15 protein-coding genes are annotated in these 14,205 nt (G+C 58.7%); 7 read left to right on the top strand and 8 right to left on the bottom strand.

Going from position 1 to position 14,205, the window contains the following annotated elements; all coding sequences use genetic code 11:
• The first annotated feature begins 186 nt into the window (after window positions 1-186).
• From C2L65_RS42470 to C2L65_RS42445, 5 genes are all read left to right on the top strand, one after another.
• Window positions 187-561 carry a hypothetical protein gene (locus C2L65_RS42470; protein ID WP_081921235.1) on the top strand — a complete coding sequence of 125 codons (375 nt, stop codon included), beginning with the start codon at window positions 187-189 and terminating at the stop codon, window positions 559-561.
• A gap of 1,172 nt (window positions 562-1,733) precedes the next feature.
• Complete coding sequence (locus C2L65_RS42460; RefSeq protein ID WP_042312192.1) at window positions 1,734-2,477, top strand: (Fe-S)-binding protein; 744 nt, start codon at window positions 1,734-1,736, stop codon at window positions 2,475-2,477.
• Window positions 2,474-3,850 (top strand): lactate utilization protein B, encoded by a 1,377-nt coding sequence (locus C2L65_RS42455; RefSeq protein WP_042312142.1) that lies wholly within the window; start codon window positions 2,474-2,476, stop codon window positions 3,848-3,850. The genes C2L65_RS42460 and C2L65_RS42455 overlap by 4 nt, the downstream gene beginning before the upstream one ends.
• Complete coding sequence (locus tag C2L65_RS42450) at window positions 3,847-4,446, top strand: LutC/YkgG family protein (protein WP_042312140.1); 600 nt, start codon at window positions 3,847-3,849, stop codon at window positions 4,444-4,446. Before C2L65_RS42455 ends, C2L65_RS42450 begins: the two co-directional genes overlap by 4 nt.
• Before the next feature lie 252 nt (window positions 4,447-4,698).
• Window positions 4,699-5,262, top strand: coding sequence for an FUSC family protein (locus tag C2L65_RS42445; protein ID WP_042312138.1), 564 nt, complete (start codon window positions 4,699-4,701; stop codon window positions 5,260-5,262).
• 218 nt (window positions 5,263-5,480) lie between these two features.
• On the opposite strand, the gene C2L65_RS42440 is transcribed toward C2L65_RS42445, so the two are convergent.
• The 4 genes from C2L65_RS42440 to C2L65_RS42420 all read right to left on the bottom strand — a co-directional run bounded on the left by C2L65_RS42440 (window position 5,481) and on the right by C2L65_RS42420 (window position 8,854).
• Complete coding sequence (locus C2L65_RS42440; RefSeq protein WP_052426949.1) at window positions 5,481-5,789, bottom strand: tautomerase family protein; 309 nt, start codon at window positions 5,787-5,789, stop codon at window positions 5,481-5,483.
• Between the two features lie 1,002 nt (window positions 5,790-6,791).
• A complete protein-coding gene (locus C2L65_RS42430) occupies window positions 6,792-7,064 on the bottom strand; it encodes a DUF1488 family protein (protein ID WP_081921231.1) in 273 nt (90 codons plus the stop codon).
• Between the two features lie 59 nt (window positions 7,065-7,123).
• On the bottom strand, window positions 7,124-8,161 hold the full coding sequence (locus C2L65_RS42425) for an isocitrate/isopropylmalate dehydrogenase family protein (protein WP_042312136.1): 1,038 nt from the start codon (window positions 8,159-8,161) through the stop codon (window positions 7,124-7,126).
• A gap of 252 nt (window positions 8,162-8,413) precedes the next feature.
• Window positions 8,414-8,854, bottom strand: coding sequence for an ester cyclase (locus tag C2L65_RS42420; protein WP_042312134.1), 441 nt, complete (start codon window positions 8,852-8,854; stop codon window positions 8,414-8,416).
• A 261-nt stretch (window positions 8,855-9,115) separates the two neighbouring features.
• Between C2L65_RS42420 and C2L65_RS46905 the strand changes: the two genes are divergently transcribed.
• Complete coding sequence (locus C2L65_RS46905; RefSeq protein WP_042312132.1) at window positions 9,116-9,565, top strand: phosphoketolase family protein; 450 nt, start codon at window positions 9,116-9,118, stop codon at window positions 9,563-9,565.
• Window positions 9,566-9,891: 326 nt separating this feature from the next.
• A complete protein-coding gene (locus C2L65_RS42410) occupies window positions 9,892-10,632 on the top strand; it encodes a YoaK family protein (protein WP_042312131.1) in 741 nt (246 codons plus the stop codon).
• Between the two features lie 453 nt (window positions 10,633-11,085).
• Here the strand turns inward: C2L65_RS42410 and C2L65_RS45970 are convergent, their stop codons facing one another.
• From C2L65_RS45970 to C2L65_RS42390, 4 genes are all read right to left on the bottom strand, one after another.
• Window positions 11,086-11,505, bottom strand: a complete 420-nt coding sequence (locus tag C2L65_RS45970; protein WP_156132354.1) for a hypothetical protein — start codon at window positions 11,503-11,505, stop codon at window positions 11,086-11,088.
• Window positions 11,405-13,099: an alpha/beta fold hydrolase gene (locus tag C2L65_RS42400; RefSeq protein WP_081921241.1), complete on the bottom strand. Its 1,695-nt coding sequence runs from the start codon at window positions 13,097-13,099 to the stop codon at window positions 11,405-11,407. Before C2L65_RS42400 ends, C2L65_RS45970 begins: the two co-directional genes overlap by 101 nt.
• A 66-nt stretch (window positions 13,100-13,165) precedes the next feature.
• Entirely contained in the window at window positions 13,166-13,585 is a 420-nt protein-coding gene (gene phaP / locus C2L65_RS42395) for a TIGR01841 family phasin (RefSeq protein ID WP_042312185.1), read from the bottom strand.
• A 66-nt stretch (window positions 13,586-13,651) separates the two neighbouring features.
• A complete protein-coding gene (locus C2L65_RS42390; protein ID WP_081921224.1) occupies window positions 13,652-14,179 on the bottom strand; it encodes a MaoC family dehydratase in 528 nt (175 codons plus the stop codon).
• Window positions 14,180-14,205: the final 26 nt, after the last annotated feature.

Raw genomic sequence — 14,205 nt, 5'->3', positions numbered from 1 at the left:
TTTAGCCACGTAGCAGGATTGCGGGAAGCTCCTTTTCTCGTCAACTACCTGTGCTGCGTGATAGCTCGCGGCGTTACTCATCTGTTGCGCCCCGGGGCGCCGGCGCTGTCAGCATTAATGCGCAGACATCCTACCGAAGTAGCCGCCGGCTCCGTGGCGTAGGAGCAAGATCCATGGGGAACGGCTATGAGCACACTCAGCGCATTGACCGAATGGGTGAAGCATATGTGGCCATTACCGCTTGTTCTGGCCGTTGCTATGCGCGCCGTGATTGCAGGTCTCGTCAGCCGCCGTGCGGCCCGGGACCGGAAAAAGCTCGGTCTCGAAATCGCCCGGCTGCGGGGTGACGCGGAGCGGGCCGAGCGGGAGAGGGTACATCTCGAGCTCGAAATCGAGAAACTGATGACCAAGTTCGAGCGTCAGCAATGGACGGGTACGGTGGCCGGACAGCACATCGATGTGGCGGACCTCCATGATCGACCTTCGCCTGGTGATGGCACCGCCCTGTCCGGGCGCCCTTTCAGATCGGACTGGTCTGGGCCGCCGCCACCATCGCAGTAATCGCGCGGTGGCTTTTTACGTCACCCGTCGCCGTTGACTGCCTCATTACCATTGATATACAACCTGGCCCAGCATAATTCCCCGTCGGACCTTGCCCGCGTGCTCTTATGGTGCGGGCCCATCTGCGCGGTAAAAGCCACGCATCCTACAAACCTAAACTAAAGCTGCCTCACCGACACCGACAACTGAACGTCGGCAGTGGCGGCCGCATGCTTCCATCGGGCATTCGGCAGGTTCTGAAGTGAACCGGCCATTGGAATGACGGCTCTCTGTGTTGCGCGAACGGCAACTATTGGCCGCATTGCGTCTCATGATCACGCGGCGATGATCACACCCACCCCGCTTTATGCAAAAGGCACAAGGCGACCCGAAGCAGCCTTACGCACCCGCGTAGGCGCAAGGGCCGTTTAAAAAGTGCGAAGCGGCCGCTCCAACATTCAAGTCCGAGACAAAACTATCACCACGGCCTCGCTTCGCTGCGTCATGCCTCGCTACGGGTGGTTCTGCGTGCGTCGCTGCGGACGCATGAGTTTGAACACCGTCCCTAACAGGAATATGTAGTAGACAATCCTTCTGTCCCGTTTCATCCTGACAATGCACAATTCTTCTTTCCCGGCTCAGAAAAGCAGAAAGATGGGACTTCGAAATATCTTCCAGTCCCCGGGGGTGAACGAGAACGGCAAGCCGATATTGACGATGCAACTGAAACGGCACCAGATGGCACCGTTTTTTGCAAACCGCCCAGCCCGTCTCGTCGCAATGGAAGCTTGCGCCAGCGCCCTCTACACACTATTTTCGCGGCATGGGTTTTTCCACAAGATGTCTCTGATGTCGTTGAACGTTTGCCTCAAATGCCTATGCCAACATCTCGCAGAATAGTCTGCCTCCTTCCCACGTGGCGCACTCAATCGTCGCGATCTCTGCCTACCATTGTCCACGTGGCGACCGTTCTGCCAGACGGATGCACGCATCACACCTTGGTATAGGTTCAAACAACGATTCGACTGTTTGGGCGACCGGATGTACGTCTATTCGCGACACGTCCGCTTGATTAACCTTTGGTTCGTCGTGATGCCGTTGCTGTCCTGTTGGCCGCGCTGTTCTTTCATGCGCATTATGAAAACCTTGCGATCATGCATCGCTGGCTCGATTGGTACTCATCGGAGAAAATTGTGAAAGTTGCCTTGTTTGTTCCATGCTTCATCGACGCTTTTTTTCCCGATGTCGGCGTCGCAACGCTTGAGCTTCTCGAACGTTTGGGTTGCGATGTGGATTTTCCGCTCGATCAGACCTGCTGCGGTCAGCCGATGGGCAATAGCGGATGCGAAAAAGACGCCGCCGCGACTGAAGGGCTGTTCGTCAAGAACTTCGCTGGCTACGACTACATCGTCGCGCCGAGCGGCAGCTGCGTGCACCACGTGCGCGATCATTTCACGGCCGTCGAACCGACCGCGGAAAGCCGGGCAGTGCGCGCCAACACTTATGAGCTGGTCGAATTCCTGCATGACGTGCTGAAGGTCGACGCGCTTCCGTGGACCGAGTTTCCACACAAGGTTGGCCTACACAACAGTTGCGGAACGCTGCGAGGGCTGCGCACCGCAAAGATGTCGGAGGTCGACGAGCCGTTCTTCTCGAAACCGCTGTCGCTGCTGAACAAGGTCAAGGGCATCGAGTTCGTTGCGCCCGCTCGACCTGACGAATGCTGCGGATTCGGCGGCACGTTCTGCGTGACTGAGGAGCCGGTGTCGGCGCGCATGGGGCAAGACAAGGTGCGCGATCACAAGCAGACCGGTGCCGAATACATCGTATCCGCCGATTCGTCGTGCCTGATGCACCAGAAAGGTTGCTCGGAACGGCTCGGCCTCGATCTGAAGTTCATCCACATCGCCCAGATCCTCAATGGAGCCCGTTCATGAAACGCGTTGACCACGTCAAGGCGTCGCGCGAGTTTATCGGCGACGAAAAGCACCTCGAGTTCCACGACAAGCGCCTGTGGGCTTTGCGAACCCAGCGCGATCAGGCCGCGCACGGTATCGAGGAATGGGAAGAACTGCGTTCGCTTGCTTCGGGCATCAAGGAGCATACGCTGACGCACCTTGCCGGCTATCTCGAGGAATTCGAGCGAAACGCGACGAGCAACGGCGTAATCGTGCACTGGGCAAAGGATGCAGAAGAGCACAATCGCATCGTGCACGACATTCTCGAAAGCCACCGCGCGACGACGCTCGTCAAGAGCAAGTCGATGCTCACCGAAGAGTGCGAGATGCGTGAGTACCTCGAAGCGCGGGGTATCACGGTCGTCGAATCCGATCTCGGCGAACGGATCCAGCAGCTCGATCACCAGCGCCCCGCACACGTCGTCGTGCCGGCGGTTCACAAGCTCGCATCTGACGTTTCCCGTGTGTTTTCTAAAACACTCGGAACCGACCCGAATAACAGCGACGTACATTACCTCGCCGAAGCGCAGCGCGACGCGACCCGGCCGGTGATCCTGAATGCCGAGGCCGGGATGACCGGCTGTAATTTCGCGGTCGCAGAGACGGGCGGCATTACCGTGTGCACGAATGAAGGCAATGCCGATCTGAGTGCGAATGTGCCGCCGCTGCACATTGCATCGATCGGCATCGAGAAGCTGATTCCGAAGCTCGAGCATCTCGGCGTGTTCATCCGGTTGCTGTCGCGCAGTGCGCTCGGTGCGCCGATCACGCAGTACACATCGCACTTCCGTGGCCCGCGTAAAGGCGGTGAAATGCACTTCGTGCTGGTAGACAACGGGCGTTCGGCACGACTCGCGATGGACGACTTCTGGTACTCGCTCAAGTGCATCCGCTGCGGCGCCTGCATGAATACGTGTCCGGTCTACCGGCGCAGCAGCGGTCTGAGTTACGGCGGAGTGTATTCCGGCCCCATCGGCGCGATCATCAATCCGACTTTCGATCTGAAGAAATACAGCGCGCTGCCGTTTGCTTCGACGATGAACGGCAGCTGCACGAACGTCTGTCCCGTCAAGATCAACATTCACGAGCAGATCTACAAGTGGCGCCAGATTGTCGCCGAGCAGCATGAGTTGCCATTCATCAAGAAAGAGGCGATGAAGGTCGCAGGCAAGGTGCTGGCGGAGCCGAAGCTGTACCGCGTGGCGATCAAGGCAGCGGACACGGCTGTCGCGACGTTGCCGCGTGCCTTCATCTACAACCCCTTCAATGCGTGGGGCAAGCAACGGGAAGTGCCTGATGCGCCCGAGCAAACCTTCCGCGACTGGTATCTGAAGAACAGGAAAGCAAAATGAGCAGCCGAAACGCCATTCTCGACAGTCTGCGCGCCGCGCAGCGCACGCCGGCAACGCTACCCAAGGTCCCGATGTTCGATGCTGGTTTGCCGCCGGCGCTCGACAGGTTCAAGGAATCCTTGGCCCAGATGGGCGGCATCTGGGCGGAGATGCCCGCTGACGGCGATCTCGACGTACTGATCCGGGCGCGCTTTCCGGACGCGAAAGTGATCTGCTCGGCCGTTCCCGAAGTGGCTGGGACGCGGCGCGTCGAAGAGGTCCGCGATCCGCACGAACTGAACGACGTCGATGTCGGCATCGTGCGGCCGCGCTTCGCGGTCGCCGAGACCGGGTCGATCTGGCTTAGCGAAGCGCAGTATCAGGTCAATGCGCTTGGCTATCTGTCACAGCATCTCGTTGCGCTGCTCGATCCGGCCGACATTATCGGTAATCTGCACCACGCGTATCACCGCTCTGAATTCTTCGCCGCGAACTATGCGGTGCTGATGAGCGGGCCATCGGCCACCGCTGACATCGAGGGTGTCCTGATTCACGGCGCACAGGGGATCCGGTCCCTAACGGTCATTCCAGCCCCACGGGCTCGTGTCTCTGGGTAAGCGAAATGAACGCGGCGGCGATCGTTGGGAGTGTGTAGCGCGTTGCCTCGAGCGCAGTGCCAGTTTCTACGGTCAACGCCATCACTTCAGGTCACGCTGAAGGCCGGGCCGGGCCGCGCCAGGGATACTGGGGGGTGCACGTAGCCCTGCGCGCTGCAGATTGGCGGCGTTCGGGAGAAGCGCGGCCTTCCGGATGCTGATACGCCACTACCGTGAAGGCCTCCTGGCGCTCAAAAAAATCCAGCACGAACGATGACTGAAACGAAAGAAACGCGAAACGAAGCGCGCATCCGCGCAGCCGACGTGCTGATCGATCTGCTCAAGAGCCTGCCGTTACGCGACCGGCTCGCAGAGGGCAGTCTGACGGCACTGCAGGCCGTGTGCGGGGCATGTCTCGCTTACGGCATCGCCCGCGCGCTGCACACTGAGCAGGCTTTCTGGGCGGCCATTACGGCCATCGCCGTCACGCAGCACACCTACGCGGACACCCGCAACCTGTCGCGAGACCAGTTCATCGGGGCCATGGCGGGCGGCCTGTTCGGTTTCATCGGCGCGTCTCTCGGTGCCGGCACGCACGAGATCTTGGGCTACGCGACGACTATTGCCGCGGTAATCGGTGTCTGCTGGTGCGTGAATGTGGGCAGCGCAGCGCGCCTCGGTGCCATCACCGCGACCATCGTGCTGCTGGTTCCCACGCAAGGGCCGCTATGGGGCGTGCCGTTATTCCGGCTGGTGCAGGTCGCCTTGGGCACCGTGTCCACGCTGCTCGTCAGTTGGCTCTTCACTCAAATTCAGAAGAGGCTCGCGCGACGCTAGCGCCGGTTATTGCGGACCACCTCTGGATGGGGCACACCGGAAAAATCAAGGTGGCTTGAATGCGCCCATCTGCGCTCGACTTCGGACTACCTGCCGCCCGTTGCCTACCAGGCGAAAAATCGGCAGTGAAAGATCCAGTCTTCCTGTCCGGAATGACGTGACAGCAAATCTCAGCTCGCCATTTAGCGAGGACGCTCGTTAGCGCCCTCGCCTTCAACCTATTCGTTGGTGATGTCCGGCATGACCTGCCCCATCTCCATCGCCTGACTGGCTGGCAACTCCTGAATGCCGCTGACAATCTGGTCATCGGGCGCTCCCGTGGCGGTCTGAAAGAGTTTCCAAAGACGCTGGATCAGCTCCCGCTTGTATTCGGGTGACCGCCCGGACCGCATCAAAAGCGTTAACGCGGCAGTTGCCGACGGTTCTCCGGCGGTGAACCCGCTGCCCGGCGCATAGTCCTGGAACAAGACATGCACCCAATTTTTCGGCACACCCGCATATTCAGAATGCAGGGTCGTCAGTTCCATTGCGAGCCTGGCCTTAGCGTCACTGCCGAGCTGGGATGTCCGACCGACAGTGCAGGCAAGCGACGTTTGATGGCCTAGAACACCTCGATAAACTTTCTGCAGAGTGGGCGTTGAAATGCGCCGCGTCAGCTTTCCGGCGATTTGCTTGAACGCGAACTATCGGGCCTATTTTACGTTCAAAGAGCCTGTTTCGGGCACGGGCACGGTCATGTTTGGGCATGCGATCGACGTGCTCGCTGAGCTGGTGAACGGAGGTTGGTAATCGGTGGCATGCGAAAAAACCATGGCGACGGTGATCGCCCTAATGTACTACGCCTTGCAGCGGTCGAGCAGCATGGCGTGCCCCCTACGCGGGGTTTCACTCACCCGGAAAGCGCTTCGAGTTTCGTGCTGCGCAACACGCAGGATATGGATACGCATCGTTGCGGCCGCGAGGGGTGACCGGGGATTTTCGACCCTAAGGCGCCATTTGGATCCGATAGGTCAATGGCTATGACCAACTCAATGTTGCCCAGCGTTCAGAAGCATCCAGATTTGCTTTCGCGGCTCGCCGCGGAAGATACGCGCGAATGCAGCGCAGCATCGCGTGCAGGAGTAGCGCTGCTCAAGTTGAGCGTCTTTCACTGCGCTAGCTCCGATGAGAGTCAACGTATCGTGCGGATCGACCGAAGACGGCCGTCCGTAAAGGTCAGCGCATGGCGCGCATGGTTGAATCCAAAGTTCCACGTCGGAACTCCTGCTTCTTCAACTGTTAAGCAAACTCGCGGAGTTGGGCAGAAGATCGAATCAGGACGATCTCGAGCGCTGTATGTCAAATATCAAGATGGAATGGCGAAGTGGTGATGTCCATTCGCTTCGCGAGGCCAATTTTGCATAATAACAATTAGCAACATCGGCACGATCGTGCGGTTTTGTTCAGTGCAAGTATTATGCCTTCGTCGTTCGGCGCACGTGCCGCGGAACCAGCAGATTCCGACTCCAACGCCGTCCGTCGTCAGATGTCTAGCGCTTCGCCACAAAGTCATCAATTGTGAATCGGACCGGTTGATCTGGGCGCACCCGCATTTTCCTTTCTGCGACCGCGAGAATGCGCCGGCGACAGTCTGCAAATGTTTTCAGCATGCGAACATCGTCTGCGCCCGTTGGTAACCAGAAATATTCTTCAAGCGCCTCTCGCGTAATCGCACATTCGACATCACAACGTCGGTCAGACAAACGAAATATGATCGCGCGTCCGTCTGGCGAGACTTCAGGAGCGAAATCAACGACGTTCATGGTAAAACTCGTAGCCGGCCGTACCCACGCCGATTGCGAGGTTCTTGTTCTCCCCGTGACTACGTGCTCTCGATCCGGCGAACCACTGCGGCGGCGAACTCGCGCGTTGACGCTGTGCCTTTCAGATCGCGCGTACAGATATGGTCGGTGTTGAGTGTTTCAGTGATTGCAATTCGCAATCGTTTGGCGAGATCACCCTTACCAACATGCTCAAGCATCAAGCCTGATGCAAGTAATAAGGAAATGGGGTTGGCCACGTCTTTACCAGCGATGTCCGGCGCCGACCCATGTACGGCTTCAAAAATTGCCGTGTCAGTACCGTAATTGGCGCCGGGCGCCATGCCCAGTCCGCCAACAAGCCCCGCTAACTGATCCGACAGAATGTCTCCAAACAGATTGGTGCACACAAGCATATCGAACTGCCACGGGTTCAGCACAAGCTGCATGGCGCAGGCGTCGACAATGATGTCATTCATTTCCACCCGACCTTCGTAATCCCGGGCAACGTCTCGAGCGGCTTCCAGGAACAATCCTGTGAGTGCCTTCAGGATGTTGGCCTTATGCACAACGGTGATCTTCTTTCGTCCGTGCTTCAAGGCATATTCGAAGGCAAATTTTGCGATTCGTGCGCACGCATCGCGTGTGTTTACACCGGTCGCGACTGCAACCGCTTTCGGATCATCGCCGACGGGAATGTAGTATTCGTGTGCAACATAAAACCCACCGAGATTTTCGCGCACGAGCACGAGGTCGATCTGGTCGTAGCGGCCAGGGATGATGGTATGCACGGGCCGAACGTTGCCAAAAAGCTGGAACTCCTCGCGAAGTCGAACGTTGGAAGAGCGGAACCCCTCGCCGATCGGGGTCGTCAATGGACCTTTGAGGGCAAGCTTGTTCTTGCGAACGCTCTCGAGTGTCACATCTGGTAGAGGGTCCCCACAGTGGGTGACCCCGGCGATTCCGGCATGCTGTACGTCCCAGATGAAGGGGGATCCTAAAGCGTCAAGAACCTGAACCGTTGCAGCAACCACTTCCGGTCCGATTCCATCGCCAGGAATCAGCGTTGCGGGGATTTTGTGTCTCGGCGTGCTTTCCATATCAGTCTTCCAGATTAGACAGAGACAACCGCCCGCGGTCGATCGAATGTTGCTGACGCTGCTGGGTGCGATGAGTTGGTTTCAGGCATGGACCAGACCAAAACTTCATTTCCGCCGCATGGCGCACTCAGGCGGATGTGTCGCCGCGTCATGATTCCCAACTGCGGCGACAGCTGGCCTCGCATTCGAGATACGGCGCCAGCAGCGATACAAGGAACAGGCCACATAGCGGATATACCGGTCGACCTGTCATCACGGAAGGTTCGACGGCAACTCTCCGATCTGACGAAAAACACCTAGCCAGTCTTCTAGGTGCCATGTTTTGGCAATATGTCCCTTGCGGAATTCGTGAAACGAGTGAATCGCAAAATTGACAGGTTTCGATGTGGCTGCGATTCCCATGAGTGGGGCCGACTGCGTCCCAGTCACGATCGCACGCACGGCCACCTTGTCTCCGTGAACCAAGACATCCAGAATCCTGATGTCCATGTCAGGCAGTGAATACGACAGATCCGCGAACACAGGGATCATAGAGTCCGGCCCCGACACCGGTCCTGGAGAAGGCGGGATGTACTGCCAGTCTGGCGTTACAACGGTCCGAAACAGGGATATATCTTTAAGCGACATGGCTCGGTAAAACACAGCTAAAGCCGCCCGCGCGACATCGTCCGTCACCTCATCCGCTCTGCTCATATTAACGTCTCCTCCAGTGTCGAGGCCGGCGCATACGAGCGCCAGAGCGACACCACATCGTATGTCATTGAGCAACCGATGACCAGCTGATACGTCCTCCGGCAAGGGGCCGTTTCCCACTGCCAATGATTCCGGTGACCGGGGCAAGCTTATGTACGCCGCACAAAGATACGCGTTTTATATCGCCTTCAGATCAGGCAACTGCCGGTCGAACTGCCGTTTCACCACGCTGTAGTCCTGAACCCGGCCCGCGACGGCGCCGTGCTGCCGATCCTCCATCTAAACGGTTTCAAGATCGCGAACCCGACACTGCTCGCACGCATCGGCAAGGACGAGTTGACGGATCTGATGCGGGGCTACGGCTACGAGCCATATTTCGTTGAGAGGGACAACCCCGAAGCCATTCATCAGATTCTCGCCGCGACGCTCGACATCGTCGTTGCGGACATTCATACGATTCAGCGCAACGCCCGCGCGCTGCCCGCTGGCCAGCGGCCCGAACGCCCACACTGGCCGATGATCGTGCTGCGCACGTCCAAGGGGTGGACGGGGCCGAAGGTCGTCGACGGCAAGCGTGTGCCGACCAAGGGTCACCGAAGCGGAATCGCAACTGCAAAATCCGGGGCTCATTCGCTACAGTCAAGATCGTACCGAAGACCTGGATCGCTCCGCCCCCCGAAAAGCGTGTGTGCGAGTGGCGCGTCGTGGTAAGACGGGTTCGACCGGCGACTACCTGATTCGAAGGCACTGTGACGAGGCGGCGAGTGCCGCGCGCTTGAGCTGCTGGTTGCCCTGGCGAAAAGAATAAAAACCATCCGAGGGGAACGATCCCAGTCCAGAATTGTTAGTGCGAAAGAATTTTGAAGGCGTAAACGTGGTTGTCACTAACGTCACCGCGACCGATACAGCCGTTTTTCCGCGCCTGCCACTTGGCCACCTTGAGATCCACTCAGGCAAAGCCTACTCACGAGGCCCTTCGTCCACACGAGGGCTAACCGGTCTCCAACCGAGCACATCAAGGTCATTTTCTACTTGCCATGCCTATCAACTATCTTCGCGGATTTGCAAGTCCGGAGCGGACTGATGCAAACAATCGACGCCTAGGTCGCTGGCTGGCATTCGTCGCTGGTGCGGCGAACGCTGGTGGCTTTCTGGCTGTCGGGCAATATACCTCGCACATGACGGGCATCGTGTCCTCCATGGCCGATAACCTCGCGCTGGGCGAAATCGGACTGGTGGTGGCGGGGCTGAGCGCGTTGGTAGCGTTTCTGTTCGGTGCAGCCACCTCCGCCATCCTGATCAACTGGGGCCGCCGCCGTCGCGCGCAAAGCGTATATGCGACGCCGTTGTTGCTGGAATCTGCCCTCCTTCTCTGCTTTGGCCTGATCGGCTCGACGCTTGGACATCATCGTCTCCTGTTCGTATCGGCCACAGTCGGCGTGCTTTGCTTCGTCATGGGCCTTCAGAATGCGATCATTACTAAGGTATCGAGGGCCGAGATCCGTACGACCCATGTGACAGGTCTCGTCACCGATATGGGCATCGAACTTGGAAAGCTGGTCTACTGGAACTTCGTCGGCATGGATATGCCTGTCCGCGCTGACAGGCGAAAGCTCGCGCTGCTGGCATCATTGCTTGGCATGTTCTTCGTTGGCGGCCTGGTCGGCGCGGTGGGCTTCAGGCATTTCGGCTTTCTGTCGACACTGCCTCTCGCCGGAGTACTTCTAACTCTGGCGGTTGTCCCGGTACTGGACGACATTGTCGGTGAACGACGATAGCGCGTACGTGCGACGGGCTGCTGGATTGCAATCTTATCAATCCTCGCGCCACGTCGAGGCTTCCGCTCGGGCGTCTGCCCGACGACCTCATCGAGGTCGGGGCACCACTCCATGAAGTTGGCGATATCGGGCCGACACCTGTCGTCTCCGGCGGCATCGTGACGCAGCTTGCCGGGCTCCTTTCAGCCGTATCAACGGTCGGTGACGCCGTCAGGAATGGCGGTGAGGGTGGCAATTGCGCTGGTTTTCGCCACAATCGTTCCTGATCGCTAAACCTTGCCTCGGCAAGGGTCAGTCTTCGCTTGCACGGGACACCTTCGTCGACGAGCTGACTTTATCCAACTCGCGTTCACGGGCACCTGCGCCACATTAGAGCCTATCGACTTTTATGGCGTGGGCAGGGAGGTTGACTGGTTGCCGCTGAGCCTTTCGATGCTACACGTCAGCCGTGCTTCACGCCGGGCCGCTACCCTTTTCTTCGATCCAATAGCCGCTCTTTTGATAAAAGTCGTGAAGTTTGGCTTCATAAGCACGGTCGATCAGGCTCGACTCTGGACTGGCCTTGATGGCTTCCCGCGTTAGCGACGTCGAAACCGAAGAGGCAAACCAGTCGATAACGTCGATCCACTGCGTCGCCAGCAACACTTCCTTGCCGCCCGGCCACCAGTTGCGAGTGTCGACAATAAAACAGCGGACAACCCACGCTTCATCGTCGAAAATAAACCCGCGGACATGGCCGACGCTGCCATCGGCGGCCTCGATGACGTAGCGTTCAACATGACTCGCGCTGTGTAGATGAACATCTCCCGGCGGCTTGTCGCCGTACAGCGAAAGTTGCTGACGTACGGGCGCTGTACCGATGAAGCCCGGCACGGGGTACTCCCCCATTCCCCACAGGTTGGGGCCGCCCCAATGCAGCGGAGTAGTACCTCAAGTATCCGGCCACGTGCTGGCGCGAAACCGGCTTGTGCGTATCGATGCCCGGGCTGTCCTTCACCTGTTGGCGCGTCAAATCCAGGTGGACAACATCAGCAGCCAGATCTGTGTGGCCGACCGAGTATGGCGAAATCAGCACCTGCCTTTCGGTCGTCCAGCTTCCAGTATCGATCACGAGATAGCGGACACCCCACGCCTCGTCATCAAAATAGATGTCCTGCACGCACAGATTATTCTCGAGGTACATGTTTCGCATGTACCAGGCATACATGGGTCCGGGCAGGTTGGTACTGTCGGCGTTCCAGTACAGCAGATCGAAGGCCTCAGGCACCTTGCCCTTGAGATAGTTGTTGATGACGTTTGGCCAGATCAGGTCGTTGGCGCGCAGCGTCTGGAATACGAATCCAAGCTCCGTTCCCGGATAGATGCCTCCCTTGCCGATGCTCCGTTCGCGAGCGCTGACGCCCTGCTCATCAATGAATATGCCCAGTTCGCCTGGGTCGCAGAAGTCGAGCATGGTGGTCAGCAAAGTCAGGCTAGCCACTGATGTGTCGCTGCGTGCACGTAGCACTGCGAGCGCCGACGACAGGATCGTGCCGCCCACGCACCAGCCGAGCGCGTTCAGCTTATCTGCGCCACTGATTGCGAGCGCTACCTCGATGGCACGAATCGCGCCCTGACTTAGGTAGTCATCCCACGTAAAATGGCCGCACGCGGCATCGGGGTTTCGCCAGGACACCAGAAAGACCGTATTGCCCTGCTCTGCGGCAAAGCGAACGAACGAATTTGCGGGCTGCAGGTCGAAGATGTAAAACTTGTTGATGCACGGCGGCACGATCAGCAGCGGTCGCGTCGCCACCTGATCGGTGAGCGGAGCGTACTGGATCAGCTGGAACAGTTCGTTCTCGAACACAACAGCGCCTTCGGACACCGCGACATTCTTGCCGATCTCGAATGCGGTCTGGTCGGTGATTGAAAGGGCACCCTGGCCCATGTCCTTGAGCAGGTTTTCGAAGCCGGCCCTCAAGCTTTGGCCTCCGGTTTCGAAGGCGAGTTGCATCACCTCCGGATTGGTCGCGGCGAAATTGGCCGGGCTCATCGAGTCGATGAACTGGCGCGTGTAGAAAGAAAGCCGCTGCCTTGTGGGTTCATCAAGATCAGCCGCCTCGACCATGTCACTGACCAGGCGGGAATTGAGCAGGTAACCCTGCTTTAGCAGACTGTAGGCGAAGACGTCTCGCCATGCAGTGGCCTTGAAGCGGCGGTCTCCCTTTTCTGATGCACTCGTGGCGTTGTCCGGCTGGCCCGCAACGCTCGCCATCATCCGCGTCCATAGCGCGAGTTGCTGCTGGAAATAATTCAGTTGCAGTTCGGCGAGCACTCCAACACCACCCGTTCCATCCGCGCCCACCGACACGGCGTCTGCGCGAGGGAACATTCCGGCTGGATACACCATTGCCTCCCACAGGCTCTGCCCTGACTTGATGAACCCCTGGACAAATTCGTCCGGAACCTGGGAAGGCGATGTCATTGAGTTCTCCATTGTGTCAGGATACGCAGCGACCTCTGCAACCGACGCGTATCCATTGCCGTGCCACTATCTGGCCTGCATCAGCTTTTTCGTTTCTGCCAGACTGTCCGTGCCCCGCTTCGTGATGATGGCCATTGCGTCTACCTGCGACTTGCGCGCCATCTCCGCAAGGTCCTTCATATCGGCGAGCGCCTTCTGATAAGCGTCGCTCACCAACGCTGCCTGCCTGGTAGGGTTCGGGGCGTTGGCGCCGCCGGCGACCAGGGCTTTGGCAGATTCCTGGATCCCCTGGATTGCCTCGGTCACAATCTCGGCCTGCTTGCGCACGAGCGCCTGCATCGCCACCTGGGCGGCCTCACTGGCCTCAACGAGGGCGGTCATGTCCTTGCGCCTCGACTCGATGATCGGTGCCATATCTAGCCCCGGGACCTTGAACTCCTGCATCATCCTCGTCATCTCGGCGAGGGGGTTGGTTTCAGTTGCCATGCTTGTCTCCAGTGAATGGGTATTGATCGACGCGTCAGCATTGATCGCTGCCCCGTTGGTCATACTTCAGGCCGTGATCTCCGGCATCTGCCGCTCCTCAGACGGCACCACCCGATCGTTTTGTGGGGTCTGCGTGATTCGATGCTCCCGCGCCAAAGCCAAACGTCCTTCACCTGACGTGACCATGACCAGCGCCTCGCCATCGATGACGACAGTGCCGCGCACGCGGCACATCGTCTCAAGGACCACGCGACGCTTTTCGTGCAGCACCTCCTTCACGCGAACCGTGGCGTGTACCGTATCGCCGGGGCGCACCGGAGCGCGGAACGCCAGCGTCTGGCGCAAGTAGATCGTTCCCGGCCCGGGCAGCTTGTTGGCGATGGCGGCCGAAATCACGCTGGCGGTCAGAAAGCCGTGTGCGATTCGCCCGCCGAAGGACGTGGTAACGGCAAACTCTTCGTTAATATGCAGGGCGTTGTTGTCGCCCGACACACCGGCAAACAGCACGATATCCGCTTCGGTAATCGTCTTGGAGAAAGTCGCGCTCATGTCGACCGAAAGGTCTTCGATGTCATAGCCGTTGAGCTCGTTCATAGCCTTACTCCTGTAACTTGCGATTC

The sequence above is a fragment of the Paraburkholderia terrae genome (genome assembly GCF_002902925.1).
Lineage (GTDB): Bacteria > Pseudomonadota > Gammaproteobacteria > Burkholderiales > Burkholderiaceae > Paraburkholderia > Paraburkholderia terrae.
This window is presented reverse-complemented; position numbering and strand designations above follow the sequence as displayed.

What these genes read in the sequence shown, in the direction of transcription:
- C2L65_RS42470 (WP_081921235.1), top strand. Translation starts at nt 187, where the DNA reads ATGAGCACACTCAGCGCATTGACCGAATGGGTGAAGCATATGTGGCCA.
- C2L65_RS42455 (WP_042312142.1), top strand. Translation starts at nt 2,474, where the DNA reads ATGAAACGCGTTGACCACGTCAAGGCGTCGCGCGAGTTTATCGGCGAC.
- C2L65_RS42450 (WP_042312140.1), top strand. Translation starts at nt 3,847, where the DNA reads ATGAGCAGCCGAAACGCCATTCTCGACAGTCTGCGCGCCGCGCAGCGC.
- C2L65_RS42445 (WP_042312138.1), top strand. Translation starts at nt 4,699, where the DNA reads ATGACTGAAACGAAAGAAACGCGAAACGAAGCGCGCATCCGCGCAGCC.
- C2L65_RS42440 (WP_052426949.1), bottom strand. Translation starts at nt 5,789, where the DNA reads ATGGAACTGACGACCCTGCATTCTGAATATGCGGGTGTGCCGAAAAAT.
- C2L65_RS42430 (WP_081921231.1), bottom strand. Translation starts at nt 7,064, where the DNA reads ATGAACGTCGTTGATTTCGCTCCTGAAGTCTCGCCAGACGGACGCGCG.
- C2L65_RS42425 (WP_042312136.1), bottom strand. Translation starts at nt 8,161, where the DNA reads ATGGAAAGCACGCCGAGACACAAAATCCCCGCAACGCTGATTCCTGGC.
- C2L65_RS42420 (WP_042312134.1), bottom strand. Translation starts at nt 8,854, where the DNA reads ATGAGCAGAGCGGATGAGGTGACGGACGATGTCGCGCGGGCGGCTTTA.
- C2L65_RS42410 (WP_042312131.1), top strand. Translation starts at nt 9,892, where the DNA reads ATGCCTATCAACTATCTTCGCGGATTTGCAAGTCCGGAGCGGACTGAT.
- C2L65_RS42400 (WP_081921241.1), bottom strand. Translation starts at nt 13,099, where the DNA reads ATGACATCGCCTTCCCAGGTTCCGGACGAATTTGTCCAGGGGTTCATC.
- phaP (WP_042312185.1), bottom strand. Translation starts at nt 13,585, where the DNA reads ATGGCAACTGAAACCAACCCCCTCGCCGAGATGACGAGGATGATGCAG.
- C2L65_RS42390 (WP_081921224.1), bottom strand. Translation starts at nt 14,179, where the DNA reads ATGAACGAGCTCAACGGCTATGACATCGAAGACCTTTCGGTCGACATG.